24 protein-coding genes are annotated in these 26,844 nt (G+C 69.1%); 13 read left to right on the top strand and 11 right to left on the bottom strand.

What is annotated here, in order from left to right:
* Positions 1–29 precede the first annotated feature (29 nt).
* Together QWY80_RS17490 and QWY80_RS17485 are read right to left on the bottom strand one after the other, a co-directional pair.
* Positions 30–1,769, bottom strand: a complete 1,740-nt coding sequence (locus QWY80_RS17490) for an isocitrate/isopropylmalate family dehydrogenase (RefSeq protein WP_290234432.1) — start codon at positions 1,767–1,769, stop codon at positions 30–32.
* Positions 1,770–1,878: 109 nt separating this feature from the next.
* Positions 1,879–3,126: a threonine ammonia-lyase gene (locus QWY80_RS17485; protein WP_290234429.1), complete on the bottom strand. Its 1,248-nt coding sequence runs from the start codon at positions 3,124–3,126 to the stop codon at positions 1,879–1,881.
* Between the two features lie 114 nt (positions 3,127–3,240).
* Between QWY80_RS17485 and QWY80_RS17480 the strand changes: the two genes are divergently transcribed.
* Together QWY80_RS17480 and QWY80_RS17475 are read left to right on the top strand one after the other, a co-directional pair.
* Complete coding sequence (locus tag QWY80_RS17480) at positions 3,241–3,957, top strand: tellurite resistance TerB family protein (protein WP_290234425.1); 717 nt, start codon at positions 3,241–3,243, stop codon at positions 3,955–3,957.
* On the top strand, positions 3,957–4,430 hold the full coding sequence (locus tag QWY80_RS17475) for a phosphatidylglycerophosphatase A family protein (RefSeq protein WP_290234421.1): 474 nt from the start codon (positions 3,957–3,959) through the stop codon (positions 4,428–4,430). Before QWY80_RS17480 ends, QWY80_RS17475 begins: the two co-directional genes overlap by 1 nt.
* On the opposite strand, the gene QWY80_RS17470 is transcribed toward QWY80_RS17475, so the two are convergent.
* A complete protein-coding gene (locus QWY80_RS17470) occupies positions 4,415–6,340 on the bottom strand; it encodes a metallophosphoesterase family protein (protein WP_290234418.1) in 1,926 nt (641 codons plus the stop codon). The two genes, QWY80_RS17475 and QWY80_RS17470, sit on opposite strands and share 16 nt — an antisense overlap.
* A gap of 290 nt (positions 6,341–6,630) precedes the next feature.
* Here QWY80_RS17470 and QWY80_RS17465 point away from each other — a divergent pair, with 290 nt between their 5' ends.
* Genes QWY80_RS17465 through QWY80_RS17450 form a run of 4 tightly spaced genes read left to right on the top strand, consistent with a single transcriptional unit; the run spans position 6,631 to position 10,595 of the window.
* Entirely contained in the window at positions 6,631–7,746 is a 1,116-nt protein-coding gene (locus QWY80_RS17465) for an extracellular solute-binding protein (RefSeq protein WP_290234415.1), read from the top strand.
* Between the two features lie 23 nt (positions 7,747–7,769).
* Complete coding sequence (locus QWY80_RS17460; protein WP_290234411.1) at positions 7,770–8,918, top strand: ABC transporter ATP-binding protein; 1,149 nt, start codon at positions 7,770–7,772, stop codon at positions 8,916–8,918.
* Positions 8,911–9,798: an ABC transporter permease gene (locus QWY80_RS17455; protein ID WP_290234408.1), complete on the top strand. Its 888-nt coding sequence runs from the start codon at positions 8,911–8,913 to the stop codon at positions 9,796–9,798. The genes QWY80_RS17460 and QWY80_RS17455 overlap by 8 nt, the downstream gene beginning before the upstream one ends.
* Complete coding sequence (locus QWY80_RS17450) at positions 9,795–10,595, top strand: ABC transporter permease (protein WP_290234406.1); 801 nt, start codon at positions 9,795–9,797, stop codon at positions 10,593–10,595. Before QWY80_RS17455 ends, QWY80_RS17450 begins: the two co-directional genes overlap by 4 nt.
* A gap of 6 nt (positions 10,596–10,601) precedes the next feature.
* Here the strand turns inward: QWY80_RS17450 and QWY80_RS17445 are convergent, their stop codons facing one another.
* On the bottom strand, positions 10,602–11,174 hold the full coding sequence (locus QWY80_RS17445) for a gamma-glutamylcyclotransferase (protein ID WP_290234404.1): 573 nt from the start codon (positions 11,172–11,174) through the stop codon (positions 10,602–10,604).
* A gap of 224 nt (positions 11,175–11,398) precedes the next feature.
* Here QWY80_RS17445 and QWY80_RS17440 point away from each other — a divergent pair, with 224 nt between their 5' ends.
* A complete protein-coding gene (locus QWY80_RS17440) occupies positions 11,399–11,725 on the top strand; it encodes a rhodanese-like domain-containing protein (RefSeq protein WP_290234402.1) in 327 nt (108 codons plus the stop codon).
* Between the two features lie 324 nt (positions 11,726–12,049).
* Here QWY80_RS17440 and QWY80_RS17435 read toward each other — a convergent pair whose 3' ends face one another.
* Together QWY80_RS17435 and QWY80_RS17430 are read right to left on the bottom strand one after the other, a co-directional pair.
* Entirely contained in the window at positions 12,050–12,832 is a 783-nt protein-coding gene (locus tag QWY80_RS17435) for a sulfite exporter TauE/SafE family protein (protein WP_290234400.1), read from the bottom strand.
* Positions 12,832–13,023: a hypothetical protein gene (locus QWY80_RS17430; protein WP_290234399.1), complete on the bottom strand. Its 192-nt coding sequence runs from the start codon at positions 13,021–13,023 to the stop codon at positions 12,832–12,834. Before QWY80_RS17430 ends, QWY80_RS17435 begins: the two co-directional genes overlap by 1 nt.
* 238 nt (positions 13,024–13,261) lie before the next feature.
* Between QWY80_RS17430 and QWY80_RS17425 the strand changes: the two genes are divergently transcribed.
* From QWY80_RS17425 to QWY80_RS17400, 6 genes are all read left to right on the top strand, one after another.
* Entirely contained in the window at positions 13,262–14,911 is a 1,650-nt protein-coding gene (locus QWY80_RS17425) for a GMC family oxidoreductase (RefSeq protein ID WP_290234396.1), read from the top strand.
* A 214-nt stretch (positions 14,912–15,125) separates the two neighbouring features.
* Positions 15,126–15,332 carry a cold-shock protein gene (locus QWY80_RS17420; RefSeq protein ID WP_290234394.1) on the top strand — a complete coding sequence of 69 codons (207 nt, stop codon included), beginning with the start codon at positions 15,126–15,128 and terminating at the stop codon, positions 15,330–15,332.
* A 191-nt stretch (positions 15,333–15,523) separates the two neighbouring features.
* Complete coding sequence (locus tag QWY80_RS17415) at positions 15,524–17,293, top strand: SLC13 family permease (RefSeq protein WP_290234391.1); 1,770 nt, start codon at positions 15,524–15,526, stop codon at positions 17,291–17,293.
* A 122-nt stretch (positions 17,294–17,415) separates the two neighbouring features.
* Entirely contained in the window at positions 17,416–18,084 is a 669-nt protein-coding gene (locus QWY80_RS17410) for an alpha/beta hydrolase (RefSeq protein ID WP_290234388.1), read from the top strand.
* A 109-nt stretch (positions 18,085–18,193) separates the two neighbouring features.
* Complete coding sequence (locus tag QWY80_RS17405; protein WP_290234386.1) at positions 18,194–19,543, top strand: sensor domain-containing diguanylate cyclase; 1,350 nt, start codon at positions 18,194–18,196, stop codon at positions 19,541–19,543.
* Between the two features lie 88 nt (positions 19,544–19,631).
* The gene (locus QWY80_RS17400) at positions 19,632–19,853 is read left to right on the top strand and encodes a hypothetical protein (protein WP_290234384.1); all 222 of its coding nucleotides are present in this window, start codon (positions 19,632–19,634) and stop codon (positions 19,851–19,853) included.
* A 36-nt stretch (positions 19,854–19,889) separates the two neighbouring features.
* Here QWY80_RS17400 and QWY80_RS17395 read toward each other — a convergent pair whose 3' ends face one another.
* The 5 genes from QWY80_RS17395 to QWY80_RS17375 form a co-directional block, all read right to left on the bottom strand.
* Positions 19,890–21,290, bottom strand: coding sequence for a PhoH family protein (locus tag QWY80_RS17395; RefSeq protein WP_290234382.1), 1,401 nt, complete (start codon positions 21,288–21,290; stop codon positions 19,890–19,892).
* A 232-nt stretch (positions 21,291–21,522) separates the two neighbouring features.
* The gene (locus QWY80_RS17390) at positions 21,523–22,557 is read right to left on the bottom strand and encodes a patatin-like phospholipase family protein (protein ID WP_290234380.1); all 1,035 of its coding nucleotides are present in this window, start codon (positions 22,555–22,557) and stop codon (positions 21,523–21,525) included.
* Between the two features lie 77 nt (positions 22,558–22,634).
* Positions 22,635–23,009, bottom strand: coding sequence for a nitrite reductase small subunit NirD (nirD, locus tag QWY80_RS17385; RefSeq protein ID WP_290234377.1), 375 nt, complete (start codon positions 23,007–23,009; stop codon positions 22,635–22,637).
* Between the two features lie 13 nt (positions 23,010–23,022).
* On the bottom strand, positions 23,023–25,530 hold the full coding sequence (gene nirB, locus QWY80_RS17380) for a nitrite reductase large subunit NirB (protein ID WP_290234374.1): 2,508 nt from the start codon (positions 25,528–25,530) through the stop codon (positions 23,023–23,025).
* Between the two features lies 1 nt (position 25,531).
* The gene (locus QWY80_RS17375; RefSeq protein WP_290234372.1) at positions 25,532–26,830 is read right to left on the bottom strand and encodes an NAD(P)/FAD-dependent oxidoreductase; all 1,299 of its coding nucleotides are present in this window, start codon (positions 26,828–26,830) and stop codon (positions 25,532–25,534) included.
* Between the last annotated feature and the right edge of the window lie 14 nt (positions 26,831–26,844).

The following is a 26,844-nucleotide window of genomic DNA, read 5'->3' as shown; positions in this document are numbered from 1 at the left end:
CGCCCGGGGAAGGCGGCGCCGGGGCTGGCTCAGGCCGCCAGGCGGCTGGCCACGGCGTCGAGGAAGCCCTGCATGTCGACCAGGGTCTCGGCCTTCGGGTCGCGGGTCTTGCCCTTGAGGTCGCCGGTGATGATGCCGGCGTCCACGGTGTCGATCAGCGCCGCCTTGAGGCGGATGGCGTAGTCGTGCAGGGCGTCGCTGGCCTCGCGCTCGGCCAGCGTCTCCAGGGCGTTGGCCACGGCGAAGATCAGCGCCGAGGAGTTGAAGTGCGCCTCGCGGCCGTCTGTCTCCAGGTACTTGAGGTAGAGGTCGTGGGCGGTGCCGTGGGGCGCCTCGAAGAGCATGGTGCCGTCCTTGCTCTCGATGATCGAGCTGGCGGTGGCCAGGCTGCCGCCGAGCGCCGCGGAGATGTCGGAGAAGATGTCGCCGTCGAGGTTCTGGGCCGGGTAGAGGGCGTTGCGCGGCGGGTCGGTGATCATCTTGGTGAGCTGGCTGGAGGGCCGCATGATCATGAACGACGGCGGCGGGGTATCGGCCTTGGCGAGTTCGCGACGCACCTCGGTGATGACGGCGCTGAACACCTCGTCGTAGTCCATGTACTCGCGCTTGAGGCCGAAGTAGACCTCCTTGCGCTTGCGCGAGGCGTCGCGGAATACCTGGGTCACCCAGTCCTTGATCGCCTCGCGGTCGTTGGACATCAGCAGGATGGGGTCGCCCTTCTTGACGTGGCGGGCGTGCTTCTCCTCGCCGTCGACGACCACCTTGAGGATGCCGTCCTCCTCGGCGGGGGCGTTGAAGCTGCCGTACTGGTCGCCGCCGCCGGCGCTCATCCGCGAGATCGATACCTGGGCCTTGCGGTCGGGGATGCCGTAGCGCTTGAGCTCCTCCACCAGCTTGTGGAGCTTGCGGCCGGTGGTGTTGTCGGGCACGCCCCACAGCGCGCGCTGCGGCGGGGTGGCGACGATCCGCGCGGCCTGGGCGTCGATCAGCTCATAGAAGTACTGCAATCCAAGCGATTCCACCTGCTGGCGGTAGTGTTGCTCGTAGATGCCCTCGATGGCGGCGCGCATCACGCCGTCGTAGCCGGCGATCACGGTGTCCTTGAGGCCCAGGTAGATGTCGCGCTTCTCGTCGATGGCGCGCTGGAAGAAGCGATGCGCCCAGGCCTTCACCGCCTCCAGGTCGTTGGTGGCCAGCAACCAGGGATCGCCCTTGCTGACCTCGCGGCGGTGCAGTTCCACCGGGTCGCCGCTGGCGCCCACGAACATCAGCTTGACGATGCCGGTGGCGCGGGAGAGCTCGTTGTAGCTGTCCTTGCTGCCGCCGGTCTCCATGGTCTCGACCTCGAGGTCGCGGTCGACCCAGTCGGGGCGCTTGAACTGCAGGTTGCGGAACTGGATGTCCTCGCGGGTGATGTTGCCGCCGATGCCCTTGCGGATGGCGCCGTTGGGCGACTTGGTGGCCAGCGGATGCAGCTTGGTGCCGTCGAGGTCGGGATGCTTGGCGAGCAGCTCGCCGAGCTGGGCGCGGTTGACCGTCATGCCGGCATTCTTGACGCCCACGCCATGGGCCTTGAGCGCCTCGATGGCCTCGAGCACCACCTGGCCGTTGGTGACCAGGCGGTTCTCGGCGGAGAGATCGACCTCGATCAGCTCCATGTCGAGACGAGAGGTCACGAAGGTGTCGAGGATCCTCTCGAAGGCGACCTGGGCCATCTCGTCGCCGTGGAGGATGACCAGGGGGGAGTCGACTCTGATCTTGCTGCTCATGGCCTCATCTCGTGTTGCACGCAGGAAGGTGGGCACAGGGTACGCCGGAAGGGGCCGCGGCGCCATGCCTCGAAGGGCGACCAGGACGCGGCGCGGCGGGGAGGGACTATCAGGTGCCGCTGCCCGCCCAGCGCTCGTCGGGGTGCACCTCGTTGGCGGGCAGCACCGGGTCGTAGCCGTCGTGGCGCAGCGCCTCGATCACCTCGCGGGTGTGCTCGTTGCCCAGGGTCTCCAGGGTGGCCTCCACCTCGGTGGCGCGCAGCGAGAGGTCGGTGAAGGTGCGGTGGTGGGCGATGTGGATGACGTTGGCGCGGTGCTCCGCCAGGTGGCGGGTCAGCTCGGCGAGCGCGCCGGGCACGTCGGGGATCGCCACCCGCACCCGCACGATGCGTCCGCTGCGCACCAGGCCGCGCTGGATCACCGAGGAGAGCGCCAGCATGTCGATGTTGCCGCCGCACAGCACCAGGCCCACCTTGCGCCCGCGATAGCGTTCGGGCTCGGCCAGCACCGCGGCCAGGCCCGCGGCGCCGGCGCCCTCCGCCACGGTCTTCTCGATCTCCAGCAGCAGCAGGATGGCGCGCTCGATCTCGGGTTCGTCCACCAGCACGATGTCGCGGACCCGTTCGCGGATGATGGGCAGGGTCAGCTCGCCGGGCTGCTTGACGGCGATGCCCTCGGCCAGGGTGGCCTGGCCACAGTGGATCGGCTCGCCGGCCAGCGCCTGCTGCATGGACGGGAAGCGGGTGGTCTGCACGCCCACCACCTCGATATCGGGGCGCAGGCTGGTGGCGGCCACGGCGTTGCCGGCGATCAGCCCGCCGCCGCCGATGGGGATCACCAGGGCATCCAGGTCGGGCACGTCCTCCAGCATCTCCAGGCCGATGGTGCCCTGGCCGGCGATGATGCGTTCGTCGTCGTAGGGATGCACGAACACCAGGCCGCGCTCGGCGGCCAGGCGGTGGGCGTAGTCGCCGGCCTCGGCGACCCCCTCGCCCTCCAGGTGCACCTCGGCGCCCAGCTGCCGGGTGTTGCGTACCTTGAGGTTGGGGGTGTTGCGCGGCATGACGATGGTGGCGCGGATGCCCAGGCGGGCGGCATGGTAGGCCACCGCCTGGGCGTGGTTGCCGGCGGACATGGCGATCACGCCGCGCGAGCGCTCCTCGCCGTCCAGCGTCAGCAGGTGGTTGAGGGCGCCGCGCTCCTTGAAGGCGGCGGTGAACTGCAGGTTCTCGAACTTCAGGTAGAGATCGCAGCCGGTGATCCGCGACAGGGTGCGCGAGAGCAGGCAGGGGGTTCGCTCCACGCTGTCGCGGATGCGCACGGCGGCGGTGCGGATGTCGTCGAGGGTCACGCTCATGTCGGAGGCTCTCCTTTGCCGGGAAGCTGTCATGATGCGACGCCACGGCGTGGATGTCGAAACTCGGCGCATCGGATAGAGTCCATGCCATGGTCAACCCTGGAGGAGACGAACATGAACGCCAGCAAGATCCTGGAGCAGTTGATGCGGCAGGCCGGCGGCAAGTCGGGTAGCGGAAGCGGTGGTGTGGACGTCAAGGGCATGCTGGACGGCCTGTCCCGCCAGTTGGGCGGCGGCTCGGCAACGGGCCAGCAGGGCGGTGGCAGCGGCGTCGATGTGAAGAGCCTGCTGGGCGGCGGCGCCCTGGGGCTGCTGGTGGGCTCCAAGCGCGGCCGCAAGCTGGGCGGCAAGGCGCTCAAGTACGGCGCCATCGCCGGGGTGGGCGCGCTGGCCTGGAAGGCCTGGCAGAACTCGCGCGATAAGGGTGGCGACGCCGCCGACGGGGGCGACCCGGTGGAGCGCCTGGGCGGCCAGGCCCGCGAACGGCGCAGCCTGGAGCTGCTGCAGGCGATGATCATGGCGGCCCGCGCCGACGGCCACATCGACGACCAGGAGCGGGAACTGATCGCCGGGCAGATCGATGCCCTGGGCGCCGACCGCGAGCTGCATGACTGGGTGGAGCGCCAGATGCAGGCGCCGCTGGACGCCCAGGCCCTGGCGGATGAGGTCGACTCGCCCCAGGCGGCGCGCGAGATGTACCTGGTCAGCGTGGCGGTGATCGATGACCAGAATCCCATGGAGCGCGCCTGGCTGGACCAACTGGGGCAGGCCCTGGCGCTGCCCCGCGAGCTCACCGGCGAGCTGGAACGCCAGGCCCGGGAGGCCGATTGATGGCCGACCCCTTGCTGTGGCTGGCCTCCGGTCTGGGCCTGGGGCTGTCGCCCTGGGCCGCCGGTACCCTCGGTTCCCTGCTCGGCCTGCCCCTGGCCTGGTGGCTGCTGGGGCGCCGGTGGCGTGTGCAGCTCGCCGTCACGGCGCTGCTGCTGGTGGCGGCGGTGCCGGTCTGCCACCTGGCGGAAGCGCAACTGGGTGGCAAGGACGACGGGCGCATCGTGCTCGACGAGATCGTCGCCTTCCCGGTGGCGGTGCTCGGCCAGGCGGCGGCTCGCCAGCCCTGGGCGATGGCCGGGGCCTTCGTGGTCTATCGGGGCTTCGACGCTACCAAGCCGCCGCCGGTGAACGGGGTGGAGACGGTGCCCGGCGGCCTGGGCATCGTCCTCGACGACACGCTGGCCGCGGCCATGACCTGGCTGGTGATGGCTGCCGGCCTCGGCCTGTGGCGGCGCCGTCAGGCGTCGTCCTGAGCGGCCGGCGGGAAGCGCACCTCGAAGCCGCGGGCGTCGAGCTGGCGGATCTCGACGGGGCGCCCCTCGGCGTCGAAGTCCACCAGGCCGAGGCCGCTGCCGTTCCACAACCGCTCGCCGGCGCGGGCGCGATCCGGGTCGCGGGGGGTGATCGCCATGCGCCGGCGCTGGGTGAACCAGTTGAGCGGCGAGCGCGGCGCGTAGAGCCAGCGGTTCGCGCGGTCGAACCAGTCCAGCAGGGTGTCCGGGAAACTGTTCTTGATGCCGCTGGAGGTGATCTGCCACAGCCGCGGGCCCTGCCGTCGCTGGCGGATGCGGATGTCGTAGGCGAAGGAGTAGTGCACGTCGCCGGAGAGCACCACGTAGTTCCCCGGGGTACGCGAATGGCGGAAGATGTTGAGCAGCACGCTGGCCGCGCCGCGATGGGCCATCCAGTTCTCGGCGTCGACCACCAGCGGCTTGCCGGCCAGGGTGAACAGCCGCTGCACCACCTCGATCAGCTTGACGCCGAACATCGGCGCCGGGGAGACGATGATCACCGAGGGGGTGTCGAGCAGGGCCTGCTGGAAGTCGCTCAGCGCCTCCCAGTCCATCAGCCCCGAGGGGCGCCTGGGGCTGCGCTCGCTGCGCCAGCGCCGGGTACGGGTGTCCAGCACCTGCAGCGGCGGGTCGCCGGGTACCCGGTACTCCCAGCCCTCGAAGCGCAGCAGGCGCTGGATCAGGGCATCCTGGTCGGTGCCGTCCAGCCAGCCGTCGTTGCCCGTGGCGGCCTCCAGCAGCCGGGTGCAGTCGGCCAGTGGCATCGCCAGGCGGTCCGGGTCGTTGCCCCAGCCCTGGCACAGCAGGTAGCCGATCAGGGCGTTGCCGATGATGCGCCGCGAGAAGGGGTGGCCGTAGGCGGTCCGTTCCCAGTCGGCGGTGAGGTTCCAGTCGTCGGTGATGTCGTGGTCGTCGAAGATCATCAGCGTCGGCAGCCGGGCCAGCAGGCGCGCGCAGGCCGGCAGTCCCGTAACGAAGGCCTCGATGGTATCGAGCTCCTCGGCAAAGCGCGTGTGGTCGTCGGCGTCCAGGGCCGGCTCGGTCATCTCGATGAGCCGCCAGGGCACCGGCGACCACACCAGCAGGTACATGGCCAGCACCTCGGCCAGGGTGACCAGGTGGTTGCGGGCATTGGCCGAGGTGAACACCGGCTTGCGCGCGCCGCCGAAGAAGCGCTCGCGCAGGTTCTCGGAGCTCTCCACATCGGGCAGCAGCGACTCCCGAGCATAGTAGTGGGCGGCCGCACTGTGCAGGGCGTGACTGTCGTCCACCACGGCCCCCTCCAGCGGCTCGTCGAACAGCCCCAGTCGGCGGATCAGGGCGTGGATGGCCACCAGCGTGGGGCCGGCCACGTCGTCGGCGTAGACCTGGTCGCCGGTCATCAGCAGCCAGGCCGGCCACTCCGCCGGGGCGTCGCGACGCTCGGCCAGCCACGCCTCGGCGCGCACCAGGCCGTCCGGCCCGTCGTGGTGGGGCTTGCGGCACGAGCCGTGGAGCAGCCGGTGGTGGCGGTCGGCCAGCACGAAGGCGGGCAGGCCACCGTCGGCGTCCAGCAGCTGGGGGGCCCAGTCGGCGATGCCGGGCTCGGCGTCGCCGTCGCGGATCCTCAGGTCGTAGGCAATGCTCACGCCGCGGGGCAGCGGCGCCTCCAGCGGCAGGTCGATCAGCAGCAGCCAGGCGTGGCGCCCCACGGGCAGGCGCCGGCAGTGGTCGTCGCCGATCGCCAGGCGGCGCGGTGCCTCGTCGCCGGGGGCGAGGGCGAGCGTCAGCTCGAGCGGGCGGCTCGCGGCCAGCCACAGTACCAGGCGGTCGGGGGCGAGGCGGCGCAGCAGGGGGCCGGCGAGGATGTCGGGGAGTGCGGTGTCGTCCATGGGCGTGGGGAGGCAGGGGTCCTTTGGGGTCGCCTGATGACCGACAGGCGGCGGGGAGAGAGGTTCCAGGATTCCCCAGCGGGGCCCGCTCGGCAAGGGGGCGCCGGCGGCGAATAGCGTTGAACGTCGCCCTGGCAGGGCGGCGGGAATGCTCTAGATTTTGAGGGAACCGACTTGAACGGTCATTCAGGTGTCATGTCGAGGTCATCCGGGTGTCACGCCCCAGGCGACATAAGGGGACGGCATGTCATGCCTTCCGGATGTCTTTGGCGCTCAAGGAGAACCCCACCATGTCGATCACTCGCCGACGCTTCCTGCAGGGCTCGCTCGCCGCCGGGGCGGCCGCCTCCCTGCCGTCCTTCTACATCAACAAGGCGCTGGCGCAGCAGGAGCCGCTGCGGATCTACGCCTGGGCGGGCTACTTCAACGACCGCATGCTCGAGGACTTCACCGAGAAGACCGGCATCCCCGCCACCTTCACCCCCTACGGCACCAACGACGAGCTGATGAACTCCCTGCGCGCCAGCGACGGCGAGGGCTTCGACGTCATCATGCCCACCGTGGACCGGGTGCCCGGCTACCTGGACTACGACCTGATTCAGCCCCTGGACGAGTCGCGCATCGACTGGGACGGCGCCCTGGAGAGCGCCATCGAGGGCTCGCGGGTGGGCGGCGTGGTGGACGGCAAGCGCTACTTCGCGCCCAGCGACTGGGGCACCGAGGCGATCACCTGGCACCGCCGCTACGTCGACATCGACCGCGACGAGCTGAGCTACGCCGACCTGTGGAACCCCGAGCACGGCCAGGGCGTGACGGTGCGCGGCCACTCGGCGCTGGTGGGCATCGGCCTGTGGCTGGAGCGCGAGGGCCGGCTGCCGCACCCGCTGCTCGACTCCTACAGGAGCGAGGAGGTGATGCGCGCCAACTTCGACGTCATCCTCGAGGAGGCGATCAAGCACAAGGAGCTGCTGGTGCAGTTCTGGAACACCGAGAACGAGGCCCAGGCAGCCTTCCGCACCAACGGCGCCATCATCGGCCAGACCTGGGACTCCACCGCCTTCCGCCTGCAGCAGGAGGGCGAGGACATCGCCTATGGCGCGCCCCGGGAGGGGGCCCTGGCGTGGATGGAGGGCTTCGTGATTCCCAAGAACGCCCGCAACCCGGACGCCGCCTACGAGCTGATCAACTGGTACTACACCCCCGAGGCCGGCGCCATGTTCGTCGAGGCCACCGGCTACAACTCCACCGCCAAGGGCGCCACCGAGCTGCTGCCCGAGGAGACCCGCAACTTCTTCACCGAGTCCTACACCGAGGAGGACCTGGAGAACCTCTGGTGGTGGCCGATCCAGGAGCCCTGGTACGTGGCCCTGCGCAACGAGTACCAGGACCGCTACCTGTCCGCCTGACCCGTCCTGACCACGAGGTGACCATGGACGGCAGCGTCCGCCTGGAGGAGGTGGTGATGCGCTTCGGCGACTTCACCGCCATCGACGAGACGTCGCTCGCCATCGGGTCGGGGGAATTCTTCAGCTTCCTCGGCCCCTCGGGCTGCGGCAAGACCACCCTGCTCAACATCGTCAGCGGTTTCCTGACCCCCAGCGCGGGGCAGGTATACATCGGCGGCGCGCCCATGGCCGGGGTGCCGGTGAACCGGCGTCCCACGGCGATGATCTTCCAGAACCTGGCGCTCTTCCCGCTGATGATGGTGTTCGAGAACATCGAGTTCGGCCTGGAGGTGCGCGGGATCGACCGTCGCACCCGCCGCGAAACCGCCGAGCGCCTGCTGGCGCTGGTGGCCCTGGAGGGCGTGGGGCCGCGCCGGGTCACCGAGCTCTCCGGCGGCCAGAAGCAGCGGGTGGCCATCGCCCGGGCGCTGGCCGTGGAGCCGCGGGTGCTGCTGCTCGACGAGCCGCTCTCGGCGCTGGACCTCAAGCTGCGCCAGCACATGCGCAGCGAGCTCAAGGCGATCCAGCGCAAGACCGGCATCACCTTCATCTACATCACCCACGACCAGGGCGAGGCGCTGACCATGTCCGACCGGGTGGCGGTGATGTCGGCGGGGCGCCTGCAGCAGGTGGCCGATCCCATGACCCTCTACCGCCAGCCGGCCACCGGCTTCGTGGCCGCCTTCGTCGGCGAGAACAACCGCCTGGAGGGGCGGGTCATCGACCGCCAGGGCGAGCGGGTGCGCCTCGATGCCGGCGCCCTGGGCGAGCTGATGGGACGCACCGGACCGGAGGTGACGCTGGCGAACGGGACGCCGGCGGCGCTCTACGTGCGCCCCGAGCAGCTCCGGCCGGTGGAAGGCCAGGCCGCGGCCCCGACCCTGGTCGCCCGCGTCGAGGCGGTGAGCTTCGAGGGCGCCTGGGTGATGGTGGCGACGCGCCTGGAAGGCTCCGGGGAGGTGCTGCGGGTGCAGCTCGGCAACGAGGTGTCGCGGCGCTATGCCGATGCCCTGACGCCCGGGCAGCGCCTGACCCTGGGCTTCGATCCGGCGGATGCGGTGGTGCTGCCGCTGGATGGCAGCCCGCGCCTCGATGCGGCCACCGGCGAGGTGGTGGCGGGGGCCGATGCTTAGGCAGCTCTCCGCGCGCTTTGGCGGGCCCCTGGCGGCGGCCATCCTGGTGCTGCTGGGGATCTGGCTGATCGTCATGGTGACCCTGCCGCAGCTGCAGATGATCGACTATTCACTGCGCCCCAACCTGCTGCCCGACCAGCGGGGCGGCCTCGAGGACGGCTGGACCCTGGCCAACTACGCCACCCTGTTCGCCAACGACATTCACCGGACGATCTTCTTCAAGACGCTGTGGTCCAGCGTGCTGGTGACCCTGCTGACACTGGCCGTGAGCTACCCGCTGGCCTGGTACCTGGCCAAGGTGGCCACCCCGCGGCAGGCGGCGCTGTGCATCCTGCTGCTGATCATCCCCTTCTGGATCAACGAGATCCTGCGCACCTACTCGTGGTTCATCATCCTGGCGTTCCGCGGGCCGCTCAACGAGGTGCTGATGATGCTGGGGCTGATCGACCGGCCGATCCGCTTCCTCAGCGGCGACGCCGGGGTGATGGTGGGCATGGTCTACGCCTACATCCTGTTCATGGTGTTCCCGGTCTACAACGCCATCGAGAGCCTCGACGACAACCAGGTGCGCGCCGCCCGGGACCTCGGCGCGGGCACGCTGCGCACCCATCGGCGCATCGTCATTCCCCACGCCAAGCCGGGCATCGCCACCGGCTGCATCATGACCTTCATGCTGGCGGCGGGCAGCTACGCCGTGCCGGCGCTGCTCGGCTCGCCGGGCAGCCGCTGGTTCACCCAGATCATCTACAACTGGTTCTTCGAGGGTGGCAACTGGAACCAGGGGGCGGCCTACGCCTTCCTGCTGCTGGTACTGTGCATCGGCTTCATGTCGCTGGTGATGAGGATCTTCAGGGTCGGCCTGGGGGATATCGCAAAATGAGTTCCCGCACCCTGATGGCGCTGGCCCTGCGCGGCTACGTGGTGGTGTTCTTCGCCTACCTCTTCCTGCCGCTGGCGATCATGGCCGCGGCGACCTTCAACGACAGCCGCTTCCCCACCGTGACCCCCTGGGACGGTACCACCCTGAGATGGTTCGGCGAGCTCGCCGCCGACGGCGCCATGTGGCAGGCGCTCGGCAACAGCCTGCTGGTGGCCGCCGGGGTGCTGCTGCTGGCGGTGCCCATCGGCATCGCCACGGCGCTGTTTCTCAACAGCGTCTCGAGCCGCGCCAAGCCGTTCCTCTATGCGCTGATCCTGTCGCCACTGCTCACCCCGGGGGTGATCATCGGCATCTCCACGCTGATCTTCTGGCGCCAGTGGGGCGTGGGCGGTGGCGTCTTCCTCACCGTGCTCGGCCAGGCCACCTTCATCGCCGCCTACGTGATGCTGATGGTCACCGCCCGGCTGCAGCGCTTCGATCGCACCCTGGAACGCGCCGCCCTGGACCTCGGCGCCAGCCCCTGGCAGGCGTTCCGGCGCATCCTGCTGCCCTTCCTGAAACCGGCGATCCTCTCGGCCGCGGTGATCGCCTTCCTGCAGTCCTTCGAGAACTACAACACCACCCTCTTCGTGGTGGGCTACGACACCACCCTGACGGTGTACATCGCCTCCAAGGTGCGCACCGGCCTGACCCCGGCGGTCAATGCCCTGGGGCTGATCCTGATCCTGGTCACGGTGCTGCTGGCGGTGGCCTACGAGGTCAAGCGGCGCCGCGAGGCGGTAGCCCCACCACGTTGACCAGGATCAGCGGGCCTCCCCGGTGAGTCGCCCCGCCAGGGCGAAGACGTGGTCGTCCTCGACGCCGAGTTCGTGCAGTGCGGCGGCGAGGTTGAGCAGGTAGTCGCTGTTGGGGCCGCTCGGCCCGTGGGCGGTGGCGATCTGCTCGGCGATGGCGTCGAGCGGGGCCTCGCCGAGGAAGGCGGCGTTGTCGGCGCCGGCCAGGTAGACCAGCCCTTCGGCGCTCTCGCCCGCGGCGTCATCGAAGTGCAGGCGCGTGACCTCGCGGAGGTAGCCGTTCTTCTCGCGCACGTCCAGGGGGGTGAGCACCTCGGGGGCGATGCGGTAGGCCATGCCGTGGCAGGCCACTCCCGGACGGCGCACCAGGGTCACCACGCGCCCCGGCGCCTCGGGCGTGCCGCGGTGATCGTGGGAGCCCTGCCAGAAGCGTCGCACCCAGCCGTGGATATGGGCCGGGCGGCGCTCGATATAGGGGAAGTCCGCTTTCCAGATCAACGAGCCGTAGCCGAACAGCCAGATGGCCGAATGGCCGGCGAAGGGGTTCCTCTGCTGGTTCTGCCGGGTGGTGTCGAGCATCATCGTCGGGGTGTCGTTTGGCGAGTGTCGGGCCCATGATCTTGCCAGGCCCGGCGCGGCAAGTGCACCCGGGAGGGGCGCGGCCACGCCAGGAACCTGGTGGCGGGGTGCCTGTCACAACCCGATGAAGGGTAACAAAAGGCATTGGAAAATAAGGGGTTGTCTACCAGGTTGAGGGCGGGCAAGCCAGTACCAATCGCCGAATTCGTTACGGCAAGGAGTTGTTCATGAAAGCGATCACTCGCGATGAACTCAAGGTCATGAACGAAACCGTGCATGAGGATTTCGTGCTCATCAATGTCCTGCCACGCGACGCCTTCAACAAGCAGCACATCCGCACCTCGATCAACATCCCCGTGAAAGACGAGGACTTCGTTGGGAAAGTCGAAGACGTGGTTGGCAGCAAGGAGCGCAAGGTCGTTGTCTACTGCGCCAACTTCGATTGCGATGCCTCTCCCAAGGCGGCGAAGAAGTTGGAGGAAGCCGGCTTCACCCAGGTCTACGACTACGAAGGCGGAACCCAGGACTGGTTCGAGAAGCGCCACGCAGCCTGACCTCCCGTCACAGGACCGGCATCTCGGGCGGCTTGCATAAGCCGCCCGTTTTTTCTGAATCATCGCACTTTGGCGTGAAACCTGTCGGTAGGAGGGCACGGTTCGACGCCTCGACTTTGCTGCGCGACTGGAGGCCGCAGGCCTCCCGATCGAGCCCCTTCAGCGTTGGCGGTACCGCCGGGCGCCTATCGGCGCCAGTCGCCCGGGGGACCCGGCCTCCTACAGCGCGGCTTCACGCTGATTTGCGAAGAACCTTTTTTCTTCGGGTGCGCCAGACATGGCGCGCAGCGCCTGACTGGCGCTCCGCAGGCTGGGCCCCGGTGCTCAGCCTGCCGCGCTCGTCAGCCCCACCACGCTGACCAGGATCAGCACGGCGCCCAGCACCCGGAAGTAGAGGTTCGCTCGGCCCTCCACCATGTAACGGTGGGCGCGCTCGCCGAGCAGGTGACCGACCAGGGCGCAGGGCAGCAGCCACAGCTGGTGGACGAGCTGCAGGTCGACGCCGGCGATCACGAAGGAGGTCATCTTGATCAGCACCAGGATGAACCACAGCACGAAGAGGGTATCGCGCAGCTGGTGGGCGGCGACGTGGGTGGCGAACACCGCGACGATCAGCGGAGCGCCGATCAGCGAGGTGCCGCTGACGTAGCCACCCAGCGCCAGCAGCAGGGTGTCCACCCAGCGGTTGCGGCTGCGGAAGGGGCGGTCGAGCACATAGCCCACCGCATAGACCATCACGATCACGAAGATGATGCTGGTCATGATGTCGCCCGGCAGGGTGAGCAGGCCCACCACCCCGACCAGCTTGGGGACGATCATCACCTTCATGGCCCTGAGCAGGTAGCCCCAGTCGATATTGCTCTCCGCCGGCTTGCCACCCCCGTTCTCGGCCACCAGTTGCCGATGGCCGCGCCAGGCGATCCAACTGGAGAAGATCAGCAGGTGCAAGGCGATGATCGGCAGGAACACCAGCGGCTGGTCGTGGACCAGCAGCAGGAAGGGCAGCGAGAGCACGGCGCCGCCGAAGCCGAGGCTGGTCCTGACGAAGCCGCTCCAGACGAAGATCAGCCCGATCAGCAGGTACTGCCAGACCTCGAGTCCCGCCATCAGCGCGCCTCCCCGGGCAGGCGCCCCGCCAGGGCGAAGACGGGGTCGTCCTCGACGCCGAGTTCGCGCAGGGCGGCGGCGAGGTTGAGCGGGTAGTCGCGGTTGGGCAAGCCGTAGTCGAACAGCCAGATGGCCGAATGGCCGGCGAAGGGGTTCCTCTGCTGGTTCTGCCGGGGGCTGTCGTGGCTCATGGTGGGGGAAATCGTTAGCCGGTGAAGCATGACATGATGCGTCGCCCGCCGTCCGATGTCGAAGGGCGCCGCCTCGAGCGTGGGCAGGGCGGGCGGTGCAGGGAACCGCCGGGACGGTTAGACTCGGCTGATGCCAGGGGCGTCGGCCCCGCCGAGACCACAACAACAGCGCGGCATGTCGCCAGCGCCCGGGCCGTCACCGCGCCGACGGGGCCATGGCATGTCGGGAGTGCACGCCATGTCAGAACGGGAATTCGACTATATCGTGGTGGGGGCCGGTACCGCCGGCTGCCTGCTGGCCAAGCGCCTGAGCGCCGATCCGGCCAACCGGGTGCTGCTGATCGAGGCCGGCGGACGCGACAACTACCACTGGATCCATATTCCGGTGGGCTATCTCTACTGCATCGACAACCCGCGTACCGACTGGCGCTTCCGTACCGAGCCGGACCCCGGGCTCAACGGCCGCTCGCTGCTCTACCCCCGCGGCAAGACCCTGGGTGGTTGTTCCAGCATCAACGGCATGCTCTACATCCGCGGCCAGGCCCGCGACTACGACCACTGGGCGGAGGTGACCGGCGATACCGCCTGGCGCTGGGAGAACTGCCTGCCCGACTTCATCCGGCACGAGGACCACCACCGCCTGGACGCGGGCGGCGATGCCGATGGTGCCCATCGCGACTTCCATGGCCACGGCGGCGAGTGGCGGGTGGAGAGGCAGCGCCTCAAGTGGCAGGTGCTCGACGACTTCGCCACGGCGGCGGTGGAGGCCGGGATCCCGCGGACCCGCGACTTCAATCGCGGCGACAACGAGGGCGTCGACTACTTCGAGGTCAACCAGCGCAGCGGCTGGCGCTGGAACACGTCCAAGGCCTTCCTGCGCGAGGCCGAGAGGCGCGACAACCTCACCCTCTGGCACTCCACCCAGGTGCTGCGCCTGGAGGTGGAGAGGGGCGAGGACGGTGCGCCGCACTGCCGCGGCGTGCGCGTCGCGCGGGGTGGTGAGGAGCTCGTGGTGCACGCCGGGCGCGAGGTGATCCTCTGCGCCGGGGCGATCGGCTCGCCCCAGCTGCTGCAGCTCTCCGGTATCGGCCCGGCCGAGCTGCTCGCCGAGCACGAGATTCCGCTGGTGGCGGAGCTGCCCGGGGTCGGCGAGAACCTCCAGGACCACCTGCAGATCCGCTCGGTCTACAAGGTGACGGGGGCCACTACCCTCAACACCCTGGCCAACTCCCTGCTGGGCAAGGCGCGCATCGGCCTGGAATACGCCCTGAAGCGCTCCGGCCCCATGAGCATGGCGCCCTCCCAGCTGTGTGCCTTCACGCGCAGCAGCGACGACCACGCCCACCCCAATATCCAGTATCACGTCCAGCCGCTGAGCCTGCCGGCCTTCGGCCAGCCGCTGCACGACTTCCCGGCGATCACCGCCAGCGTCTGCAATCTCAACCCGACGAGTCGTGGCACGGTGCGCATCACCGGCCGCGACCCGCGCCGGGCCCCGGCCATCGCGCCGCACTACCTGAGCTCGCCGGAGGATCGCCAAGTGGCGGCGGACTCGCTGCGCGTGACCCGGCGCATCGCCGCCCAGCCGGCCTTCGCCCGCTATGCCCCCGAGGAGTTCAAGCCCGGTCTGGAGTACCAGAGCGACGAGGAACTGGCGCGGCTGGCCGGCGACATCGGCACCACCATCTTCCACCCGGTGGGCACCACGCGGATGGGGCGCGCCGACGACCCCCTGGCGGTGGTGGACCCGCACCTGCGGGTGCGCGGCGTGGCGGGCCTGCGGGTGGTGGACGCCGGCGTCATGCCCACCATCACCAGCGGCAACACCAACTCGCCGACGCTGATGATCGCCGAGAAGGCGGCGGCCTGGATCCTGGCCGGGGAGTAGGCCGCGTCATTTTTCGGTCATCGGTGGCAAATAGTGTTTGACGTGTGCCCGTCGAGGGGGCATCCTGCGCGCAGTTGGTTGGCAAGTCGTAACACCCCAGGTAGGCATCGAAACGCTCGTGCGCATCGATTTTCCCGGTGAACGTTCCTTGTTTTACCCACTGCAACTCGGGTATTTCCCGGCAAATCAAATGCATAGATCGAGGTATTCGATAATGGCTACCGGTACAGTCAAGTGGTTCAACGACACCAAGGGTTACGGCTTCATCTCTCCGGACGACAGCGGTGACGACCTGTTCGCCCACTTCTCCGAGATCCAGGCAGAAGGCTTCAAGTCCCTGCAGGACGGCCAGAAGGTCTCCTTCGAGGTGACCCAGGGCAAGAAGGGCCTCCAGGCCTCCAACATCAAGGTCATCGGCTAAGCGCCACTCGACCCGGATGTGACCGCCTCTCGGCGGTCGATGAAAGGCCCGCGCAAGCGGGCCTTTCGTGTGGTGGGGCAGGCATTTCTTCATAGTTATTTGTGGAATAAGAGGATTTCCACAAATAACTTTTTGCTATACGAAAGGGGCGGCACAATGGGCGCCTGACTTTATCGGTCTCAAGAGCCCCCATGCCCCTGGATACCTGGATCTCCCTCGTCGTCGTCCTCGCGGTCTTCCCGCTGATGGCCCTGACGCGTCTCGGCCCCGACCTGGTGCTGATGGGCGCCCTGGTGCTGTTGCTGACGCTCGGGGTGCTGTCGCCCGACCAGGCCCTGGCCGGTTTCTCGAGCCAGGGCCTGTTCACCGTGGCCTTCATGTACGTGCTGGTGACGGCGATCCGCCAGACCGGCGGCATCGACCTGATCATCCGCTACCTGCTGGGTCGCCCGCAGGGCGAGCGCCGGGTGCTGTCGCGGTTGCTGCTGCCCACCGCCGCGCTCAGCGGCTTCCTCAACAACACCCCGGTAGTGGCCACCTTCATCCCCGCCGTGCTGAGCTGGAGCCGGCGCATCGGCGTCCCCGCCCATCGGCTGCTGATGCCGCTGAGCTTCGCCTCGATCCTGGGCGGCACCATCACCCTGCTCGGTACCAGCACTAACCTGGTGGTGCACGGCCTGCTGCTCGAGCGCAATCCCGACCTGGCCATGGGCCTGTTCGACCTGGCCTGGGTGGGCGTACCGGTGGCGCTGGTCGGGCTGGCCTACCTGGTGCTGCTGGGGCCGCGGCTGCTGCCGGCGCGGCGGGGCGCCGCCGAGGCCTTCGAGAACCCCCGCGAGTTCACCATCGAGATGGAGGTGGACCCGGCGGGGCCGCTGGTCGATCGTACGGTGGAGGAGGCCGGCCTGCGCCACCTCTGCGAGCTGTTCCTGGTGGAGATCGAGCGCGACGGCAACGTGGTCAGCGTGGTGGGCCCCGGCGAGCGGCTCAAGGGCGGCGATCGCCTGGTGTTCGCCGGCACCAGCGACGGCGCCGTGGAGCTGCAGCAGGTGCGCGGCCTGGTGCCCTCGCGGCACGGTGACTCGAGCCTGGAGAAGGAGTTCAAGGAGCGGCGCCTGGTGGAGGCGGTGGTCTCCGACCAGTGCCAGTTCGTCGGCCAGCGCATCCGCGACGGCCACTTCCGTACCCTTTACGGCGCCGCCGTGCTGGCGGTGTGCCGCGGCGGCGAGCGGGTGGCCGGCAACCTCGGCCAGGTGCGCCTGCAGCCGGCCGACGTGCTGCTGCTGGAGGCACGGCCGCCGTTCATCGAGCGTCACCGTCAGTCCCGCGACTTCCTGCTGATCAGCCAGGTGAACGGTTCGGCCCGGCCGGTGCACGAGAAGGCCTGGCTGGCGTGGAGCATCCTGGGTGGCGTGGTGCTGCTGGCGGCCCTGGGGCTCACCAGCCTGATGAACTCCGCCATGCTGGGCGCTGCCCTGGTACTGCTCACCGGCTGCTGCTCGGTGGGCGCCGCCCGCCGTGGCCTGGACACCCAGGTGCTGCTGACCATCGCCGCCTCCTTCGGCCTGGGGGCGGCCCTGGAGAGCACCGGTGCGGCCAGTGCCCTGGCCGCGGGTGCCCTGGGCCTGGCCGACGGCAATCCCTGGGCGTTACTGGTCGTCACCTACCTGGTGGTGGCCCTGCTCACCTCGCTGATCACCAACAACGCCGCCGCGGTGATCTCCTTCCCGGTGGTGATGGCCGGGGCCGAGAGCCTGGGGGTCAGCCCCATGCCGTATGTGGTGGTGGTGATGCTGGCCGCCTCGGCCAGCTTCCTGACCCCGATCGGCTACCAGACCAACCTGATGGTGCACGGCCCTGGCGGCTACCGTTTCGGCGACTTCCTGCGGGTGGGCGCGCCGCTCAACCTGCTGACCGCCGCGGTGGCGCTGACGCTGATTCCGCTGATCTGGCCGTTCTGAGCGACGGACCAGCCCCGAGCGATGCCACTATCGGCGATAGTCCTGTTGCCATGCCGGCGGGGCTCGCCGCCGCGGGGGCTTTGCGGTAGGGTGAGGCCTTTTCCGAGCGGAGACGAGCTGTCATGAGCGAACCCGGTGAGCTGATCCTCGAGCCTAGGGGCGGCAAGGCCGCCGACGCCTGCGTGTTCATCCTCCACGGCCTGGGCGCCGACGGCCGCGACTTCGAGCCCCTGGTGCCGGCGCTGGAGCTGCCGGAGGACGCCGGGGTGCGCTTCATCCTGCCCCATGCGCCGCACCTGCCGGTGACCATCAACGGCGGCATGGTGATGCCGGCCTGGTACGACATCAAGGAGATGAGCCTGGACCGGCGCGTCGATGAACCCCAGCTCAGGGCTTCCGCGGAGCGTATCCAGGCACTGGTGCGCGAGCAGATCGAGGCCGGTATCGACAGCCGCCGCATCATCCTGGCCGGCTTCTCCCAGGGCGGCGCCGTGGCCTATCAGGCGGCGCTCTCCTTCGAGGCGCCGCTGGGCGGCCTGCTGGCCATGTCCACCTACTTCGCCACCGCCGCCGGCATCCGGCTCGCCGAGGCCAATCGCGGCCTGCCGATCGAGGTGCACCACGGCAGCTTCGACCCCGTGGTGCCCGAGGCGCTGGGCAAGGCCGGCTTCGAGGCGGTCGAGTCGCTCGGCTACCCGGCCCGCTATCGCCAGTACCCCATGGCCCATGCCGTCTGCCCCCAGCAGGTGGTCGACATCGGCCGCTGGCTATCGGAGCGGCTGGCCCGTTGATCCCCCGAGGGGGCCGGTGGCGTGTGCCGAGCCCCATTCTGGGGTAGGGTGAGGGGATGAGCCGGGAAGGCTCGTCCTTCATATCGGCGGGGAACCCCAGGGCCAGGGCATGGAACGACTCAAGGAGACATGGAAACGCTGGCTGGCCGGCGGCGACGCGACCGAGCCATCCCTGTGCCGGTTGTTGCTGGAGCACTACCCGGGCGCCGTCATGCTGCTGGATGCCGACGGGGTGGTGCGCCAGGTGAATCCGGACTTCGAGCGCCATGCCGGCCATCCTGCCGAGCGGCTGCTGGGGCGCCGCGCCGTGAGCCTCGACATCGATCCCCTCCACGGCGATTTCGCCCGCGCCCTGGAGCGCTGCCTGACCACCCGCCGCCCCTGGCAGGGCGTGCTGCTGTGCCGACGCGCCGACGGTTCGCTGCGCCACCAGACCACCATGATCCAGCCGCTGGCGGATGGCGATGCCACGCCACTGCGGCTGCTGGTGGTCCAGTACGACGTGACCGGCATGCGCGAGCGCGAGCTGCGCGATCGCCAATTGCTGGCCCGGCTGGACAGCCTGGTCTCGCAGGTGCCGGGGGTGCTGTTCCGGCTGCGTCAGTCGGCCGACGGTCATCTGGAGTTTCTCTACCTCAGCGAGCGGGTGGCGGAGCTCACCGGGCTTGGTGCGGATCGCCTGATGGGCGATGCCGAGCCTTTCCTCGACCGCCTGCCGGCGGACTATCGTGAGCGGTTGACGGCTGCCCTGGCCCAGTCGGCGGTGAGCCTCGAACCCTGGCAACTGGAGTTCCGCCTGTCGCTGCCAGCGGGCGAATGCTGGCTCGAGGCACGCGCCGAGCCCCAGCGGCGCCGCGAGGGCGGCACCCTGTGGGACGGCATGATGTTCGACATCACCGAACGCAAGCGGCTGGAGGAGCGCGTCCAGCGACTGGTGGGCACCGACATGCTCACCGGGGCGCTCAACCGGCGCGCCTTCTTCGAGCAGGGCGAGGCGGCGCTGGCCCGTGCCGGGCGCCTTGGCCAGCGATTGTCACTGGCCATGCTCGATCTCGACCACTTCAAGTACCTCAACGACACCTATGGCCACCCCGCCGGCGACCTGGCGCTGCAGGCCTTCGTCCGGACCTGTCGCGATAGCCTGCGGCCCTACGACCTGATCGCCCGGATCGGCGGCGAGGAGTTCTCGGTGATGCTGCTGGACAGCACCCCCGAGGAGGCCTGGACGGTACTGGAGCGGCTGCGACGGGCGGTGGAGGCGATCGAGCTGGAGGTGGATGGCCGGGTCATTCACTTCACCGTCAGCCTGGGGGTGACCGTCCTTGAACCCGGGGCGACCCTGGAAGGCGGCCTGGCGCTGGCCGACCAGGCGCTGTATCGCGCCAAGCGCGACGGGCGTAACCGCATCGGGGCGCCCGCGTGGCTAGGGCCCTCCGGCACCGGCGATGACGGGGCATGAGCCTGGCGCCTGGCCATCGCGGCTTGAAGCAGCCACTATCATCCCTATACCTGTTCATAGCGTGACCCACCGACCAGGAGGAAGCAGTATGTCCGGACTCTCCGTCGATTTCCGCCTCCCCGTGGGCTGCCCGAGCTGCGGCAGCCACCTGATGCGCGTCTCCCAGGTGAAGAACCCCGACGACAAGGTGTTCTGCGCCTCCTGCAGCCGTTACGTCTGCCTCTACCACGAGGCCTGCACCGTGCTCGAGAAGGGGCCGGGCAGTGAGAGCGAGGCGTTGATCGAGGCGGCGGTCAACCGCGGGCCCTGATGCCCCCTGCCCGTGGGCAGGGGGCATCGCCATGGGCTACAGCAGCTCCTCGCCGGCCAGGGCCAGCCGCGAGCGCTCGACGCTCTTCAGGGTGACGTGGCCGGCGTGGGGCCAGTCGCGGAAGCGCTGGGCCACGGCCGCCATGCCGCAGGTGTTGGCGGTGAGGTAGGGGGTGTCGATCTGGCCGACGTTGCCCAGGCAGACGATCTTGGTGTTGCGCCCGGCCCGGGTGACCAGTGACTTGAGCTGCTTGGGCGTGAAGTTCTGCGCCTCGTCGATGATCAGGAAGGTGTCGTTGAGGGTGCGCCCGCGCATGAAGCCCGGGGCGCGGATCTGCACCCGCGAGCCGAGCAGCTGGCGGGTGGCGCCGTTGTCCCAGCTGGAGGCGCCGTCCTCGTCGCGCAGCAGGTTATCCATGTTGTCGTGGAAGGCGCCCATCCAGGGCGACATCTTCTCCTCCTCGGTGCCGGGCAAAAAGCCGATGTCCTCGCTCATCGAGATCGGCGCCCGGGTGAAGACGATGCGCTCGAAGCGCTTGCTGTCCAGGGTCTGCTGGAAGGCCGCGGCCAGCGTCATGAAGGTCTTGCCGGTGCCGGCGCTGCCGGCGATGGTCACCAGGTCGATCTGGTCGTCCATCAGCAGGTTGAGGGTGAAGTTCTGGCGGCTGTCATGGGCGTGCACGCCCCAGACGCTGGCGCCGTGGCGGTAGTTGGTGAGCAGCTGCAGGGTGGCCTGGTGGCGGCTCACCGTGCGCACGATGGCCTCGAAGTTGGCCTCGCCGTCGGCGTCGGCCACCAGCATGCCGGGATGCCACTCGGCCGGGATCTCGCCGCTCAGGTGGTAGAGGATCGCCTCCCCGTGGCGTTCCACCCCCACCTCCAGGGCCAGGCCGTTCCACAGGTCGCTGCCGGCATCCGGGTAGACGCGCACCCCCTCGAGCATGGCGTCGCTGTCGTCGAAGGCCCGATCGTTGAGGTAGTCCTCCACCGGCACGCCCAGCGCGGCGGCCTTGACCCTCAGGTTGATGTCCTTGGTGACCAGGATCACCGAGGCGTCGGGACGCTCCTGGTGCAGGCGGCAGGTCTCGGCCAGGATGCGGTTGTCCGGGCTGTCGACCAGGGGGTCCAGGGGTTCGAGGTCGTGATAGCAGAGCAGTCGCAGGTGCCCCTCGGGCCCAATCAGCCGCGCAATGGGGATGCCGTCGCGGATCTGGTCCACGTCGACGTTGGCGGTGAGGTCGGACAGGGTGCGACTGACCTGGCGGGCGGTGCGGGCGATCTCGCGGATGCCATTCTTGTGCTTGTCCAACTCCTCGAGCACGGTCATGGGAATGACTACCTCGTGCTCGTCGAACTGGTAGAGGGCGGCGGGGTCATGGAGCAGTACGTTGGTGTCCAGGACGTACAGCCGGGTGGCCTTCTTGTCGATGCGTACCATCGGCGCAGCTCTCCTCATGTCGCGGGACGGACGTCGAAAAAGATGACGTCTCCGTGTCGACACTGTCAGCGCCTGATTGCACTCCGGTGACAGGCAGCCGACGGCGTCACTACGTTATCGCGGTGGCTCACCTCCTCTCGTCATGGCTCCTGCGTCATTGGACCGTCGTGAAGCGGTAATGTCAGCATGGATGCCGGCCTCCGGTGCTGCAATGCGGTAGGTCAACGCTGCCTCAGCGTACCGTCTCGGTATCCCGGTAGACGCTCTCCACGTCCAGGGTGGAGCGGGCGCCCAGGGCATCGAAGTGCGCGTCGAGCCACTCTCCGGCGGCCTGGCGGCCCTGGTCGCGCAGGTGACAGAGGAAAGGCCATTCGGCGTTGAGCTTGCTCGATACCGAGAGGTCGGCCAGGGCCCCGTCGCCGCCGATGCGGTGCAGCAGGGTGCCGGCATAGCAGCCGATGTCGATGCCCTGATCGCCCAGCAGCCGCTGCAGGGTATCGATCAGGCGTACCTCCTTGATCAGCGAGGCGTTGAAGGTGATCTCGTTGAGGCGGTTGAGGATGTCGGCGGCGGTGGTGGGTAGCTCGGGGCGTTGGATGGGGTTGATCTGGACGATGACGATGTCCCGGGAGGCGCAGTGCTGCATCAGCGGCAACAGCGTCGGATTGCCCATGTAGCCGCCGTCCCAGTAGGCCTCGCCGTCGATCTCCACGGCCCGGAAAAGCGTCGGCATGCAGGCCGAGGCCATCACCGCGTCGAGGCTCATCTCCTCGCGGGAGAAGATGCGCTGCTTGCCGCTGCGCACGTTGGTGGCGGCGACGAACAGCTTGAGGTCGGGGCAGCGACGCACGCGCTCGAAGTCGACCCGCTCGGCGACGAGGTGACGCAGCGGATTGAGGTCCAGCGGATTGAGCTGGTAAGGGGAGACCAGTCGGCTCATCAGGTCCAGGGCGAGGTAGCCGGGCGAGTGGTCGAGGCTCCAGTTGCCGAGCCAGACGTCCAGCGGGGTGCGCCGCACGGGGCTGGCCATGCCGGCGTGACTCACCGCCTTCCAGAAGTCGTGCAGGGCCTCGCGGGCGGTCGCTTCGTCGCCGCGGGCCAGGGCGTCGGCGATCACCACGCCGTTCATGGCCCCGGCGCTGGTGCCGCTGATGCCCTCGATCTCGAGGCGCGGGTCCTCCAGCAGGCGATCCAGCACGCCCCAGGTGAAGGCGCCGTGGGCGCCGCCGCCCTGCAGGGCCAGGTCGATCCGCTTGCGTTCGCGCATGGCTCCCTCCCGTGGTGCCGTCTCCTCGCCCCAGCATATGCCGTGGCGGGGGGAGGGAGCCAGACCCCAGTGGGCGATCAGGCCTGGAGCACCACCCGGTCGCCGTCGAAGTCGACCGGCCAGGTGCGCAGCTTCACGTCATCGTCCTCCAGGCACTGGCCGTCGGTGAGGCGGAAGTGCTGCTTGTAGAGCGGCGAGGCCACCACCGGCTCGCCCTGGCGGTCGCCGACGATGCCGCGGGCGATGACATTGGCGCCGGAGAAGGGGTCGTGGTTGTCCACGGCGTAGAGCTCGGTGGCGTGGCCGGGCAGGTAGAAGAGGGCCACCTGGGCGGGGCCCCCGGCGGTCTCGATCCAGGCGGCGACGCCGGAGAATTCGACCAGGTCGTCGCGGTCACAGAGGGCTTGCCAGGTCTGGGTCATGGTGCTCGCTGCTGCAGTTGCGGTGGTCATGAAAGGGACTCCTTCACGCAGGGCGGAGCTGCCCGCGCTCGCTGGTCATGATGATGTCCGGGTCCGGGCGTTCGTCGTTGACGAAGCTGCGGAAGCGCTTGAGCTTCTCCGGGTCGCTGATGGCGCCCGCCCACTCGCACTCGTAGGTGTCGATGACGGCCTGCATCTGGCTTTCCAGCTCCTCATTGATGCCCAGGCTGTCGTCGAGGATCACCTCCTTGAGGTAGTCCAGGCCGCCCTCGAGGTTCTCGCGCCACACCGAGGTGCGCTGCAGGCGATCGGCGGTGCGCACGTAGAACATCAGGAAGCGGTCGATGGTGCGGATCAACTGCTCGTCGTCGAGGTCGGTGGCGAACAGCTCGGCATGGCGCGGGCGCATGCCGCCGTTGCCGCAGACATAGAGGTTCCAGCCGTTCTCGGTGGCGATGACGCCCACGTCCTTGCTCTGCGCCTCGGCGCACTCGCGGGTGCAGCCGGAGACGGCGAACTTCAGCTTGTGGGGCGAGCGCAGCCCCTTGTAGCGATGCTCGAGCTTGATCGCCATGCCCACGCTGTCCTGCACGCCGTAGCGGCACCAGGTGCTGCCCACGCAGGACTTCACGGTGCGCACCGACTTGCCGTAGGCGTGGCCGGTCTCGAAGCCTGCCTCGATCAGCTCGCCCCAGATCGCCGGCAGGTCCTCCAGGCGCGCGCCGAACAGGTCGATGCGCTGGCCGCCGGTGATCTTGGTGTAGAGGTCGTACTTCTGTGCCACCTGGCCCAGCACCACCAGCTTGTCGGGGGTGATCTCCCCGCCGGCGATGCGCGGCACCACCGAGTAGGTACCGTTCTTCTGCATGTTGGCCATGAAGGTGTCATTGGTGTCCTGCAGCGGTACGTGGGCCGCATCGGTGATCGGCTCGTTGTAGCAGGAGGCCAGGATGGAGGCCGCCGCCGGCTTGCAGATGTCGCAGCCGAGCCCCTGGCCGTGCTTCTCGATCAACTCGCCGAAGGTCTTGATGCCCTCCACGCGGACGATGTCGTAGAGCTCCTGGCGGGTATGGGCGAAGTGCTCGCAGATCGACTGGTCGACCTCCACGCCGCGACTCTCCAGCTCATGGTCGACGACGCTCTTGAGCAGGGCCGCGCAGCCGCCGCAGCCGGTGCTGGCCTTGGTCTCGCCCTTGACGGTGGCAAGGTCCACGGCCCCGGCATCGATGCTGGTGCAGATATCGCCCTTGGTGACGTTGTGGCAGGAGCAGATGGTGGCAGTGTCGGGCAGGGCGTCGGGGCCCAGCGCCGGCGCGCCCTCACTGGATGGCAGGATCAGCGAGGCGGGATCCTCGGGCAGCTCCAGGCCGTTGGCGTAGTACTGCATCAGCGACTCGTAGTAGTCGTTGTCGCCCACCAGCATGGCGCCGAGCAGTTTCCTGCCGTCGCTGGAGACCACCAGCTTGCGGTACTCCTGCTTGATCTCGTCCAGGTAGCGGAACATCCGTGCGCCGGGGTTCTGGTTGCCGTGGGCGTCGCCGATGGCGCCCACGTCGACGCCCAGCAGCTTGAGCTTGGTCGACATGTCGGCGCCGCGGAAGGTCTCGGGACTGCGTTCCAGGACGTCGGCCATCAGGGTGTCGGCGGCGGCGCGGGCCATCCGGTAACCGGGGGCCACCAGGCCGAAGATGCTCTGGTTCCACAGCGCCACCTCGCCCACGGCGAGGATCGCCGGGTCGCTGGTCAGGCAGCGGTCGTCGATCACCACGCCGCCGCGTTCGCCCATCTCCAGGGCGCAGTCGCGGGCCAGCTCGTCGCGCGGGCGGATGCCGGCGGAGAACACGATCAGGTCGGTCTCCAGCACCTTGTCGTCCTGGAACACCATGCGATGGGCGGCGTCCACGCCGTCCTCGATGTGCTGGGTGGCGCGTTCGGTGAGTACCTGGACGCCCAGTGCCTCGATCTTCTCGCGCAGCAGGGTGCCGCCCTCGGTGTCGACCTGCATGGGCATCAGGCGCGGGGCGAACTCCACCACGGCGGTGTCGAGATTCAGGCCGCGCAGGGCGTTGGCCGCCTCCAGGCCCAGCAGGCCGCCGCCCACCACCACGCCGGTGGCGGCGTTCTCGGCGGCGGCGCGGATGGCGTCCAGGTCGTCCAGGGTGCGGTAGACCAGGCAGCCCTCGCGGTCGTTGCCGGGAATCGGTGGCACGAAGGGGAAGGAGCCGGTGGCCAGCACCAGGCGGTCATAGGGATAGCGGCCCTCGGGGGTCACCACCTCGCCGGCGTCGCGGTCGATGGCGGTGACCGCCTCGGCCAGGCGCAGTTCGATGCCGTGCTCGGCGTAGTAGTCGGCGGTGGAGAGCGCCAGGGAGTCGGCGTCGCGACCGCTGAAGTATTCGGAGAGGTGGACCCGGTCGTAGGCCAGGTGGCGTTCCTCGCCGAACACGGTGATGGCGTAGCGCTCATGGGCGCCGCGTTCGACCAGCTGCTCGACCAGGTGGTGGCCGACCATGCCGTTACCGATGACGATCAATTGCTGTTGCGTGGACATGTTATGCGGCCTCCTTTGCGGGGCTTGGCGATGAATCGGATTCGTCGAGCAGGGCGTCGGCGTCGGCCGCGCCCAGCAGCAGCGCCTGACGGCAGGCGGAGAGGTCGGTGCCGGCCAGGGCCTGGGCGAAGTACCAGGGACCCATGGCGGTGTCGCCATAGAGCACCGCTCCCTCCAGGCGGCCGTCGCGCAGCAGCAGGCGCCGATAGTCGCCCTGGGCCGGGTCGCGATAGACGAGCACCTCGTGGTCGGCGTCGGGATCAATGGGTCCGAAGGCGTAGAGCGCCACGCCGCTGATCTTGAGCTTGGTGGCGGTGGGCGCCTCCGCGTAGCCGGCCACGGGTGGCGCGTCCGGATGCTGGCAGAGACGGTCGGCAAGCACCTCGACCTGGCGCCAGATCGGCTCGACCAGGCCGTAGAGCTGGCCCTCGAACTGGCAGCACTCGCCCAGCGCGTGGATCGCCGGGTCGGAGCTGGTGAGGTGCTCGTCCACCAGGATGGCGCGCTCCACCTCGAGGCCGGCCGCCCGGCCGAGCTCGGCGTGGGGCACGATGCCGATGGCCACCACCACGCAGCCCGCGGACAACCGGGTGCCGTCCTCGAGATGCACCTCGGCGACATGCCCCCGGCCGTCGTCGACCAGTTGGGCGATGTTCGCCTCGGTGTGGATGGTCAGGCCGCGACGGCTCAGCTCGTCCTCCAGCAGGGCGGCGGCGGTGGCGTCGAGCTGGCGGTTCATCAGGCGGTCGTCGCGCTGGATCAGGCTGACGTCCATGCCGCGCTTGCGCAGTCCCTCGGCCGCCTCCAGGCCCAGCAGGCCGCCGCCGATCACCACGGCGTTGCCGCCGCCCTCGGCGGCGCGGGTCAGCGCCGCGGCGTCGTCCAGGTCGCGGAAGGCGTGCACGCCCTCGAGGTCGAGGCCGGGCAGCGGGGGCATGGCCGGGCGCGAGCCGATGGCCAGCACCAGACGGTCGTAGTCCAGACGGCGGCCGGCATCGGTGGTGAGCCGCTGCGCCGCGCGATCGATCTCCTCGACGCGCTCGCCGAGCACCAGCTCCACGCCCTGCTCGGCGTACCAGTCGGCCTCGCGCAGGGTCAGGGCGTCGCGCTCCATCTCGCCGGCCAGCAGCGGCGAGAGCAGGATGCGGTTGTAGGCCGGGGTACGCTCCTCGCCGATCACGGTGATGCGGGCGGGGCGGTCGTCGCGCTTGAGCAGGGCCTCCACCAGCCGGTGGCCGGCCATGCCGTTACCGACGATGACCAGATGGTCCCGGGTCGGGTCGTGGGATCGCGATGGCATCGGATTGACCTCCC

The sequence above is a fragment of the Halomonas ramblicola genome (assembly GCF_030409215.1).
GTDB lineage: Bacteria > Pseudomonadota > Gammaproteobacteria > Pseudomonadales > Halomonadaceae > Halomonas > Halomonas ramblicola.
This window is presented reverse-complemented; position numbering and strand designations above follow the sequence as displayed.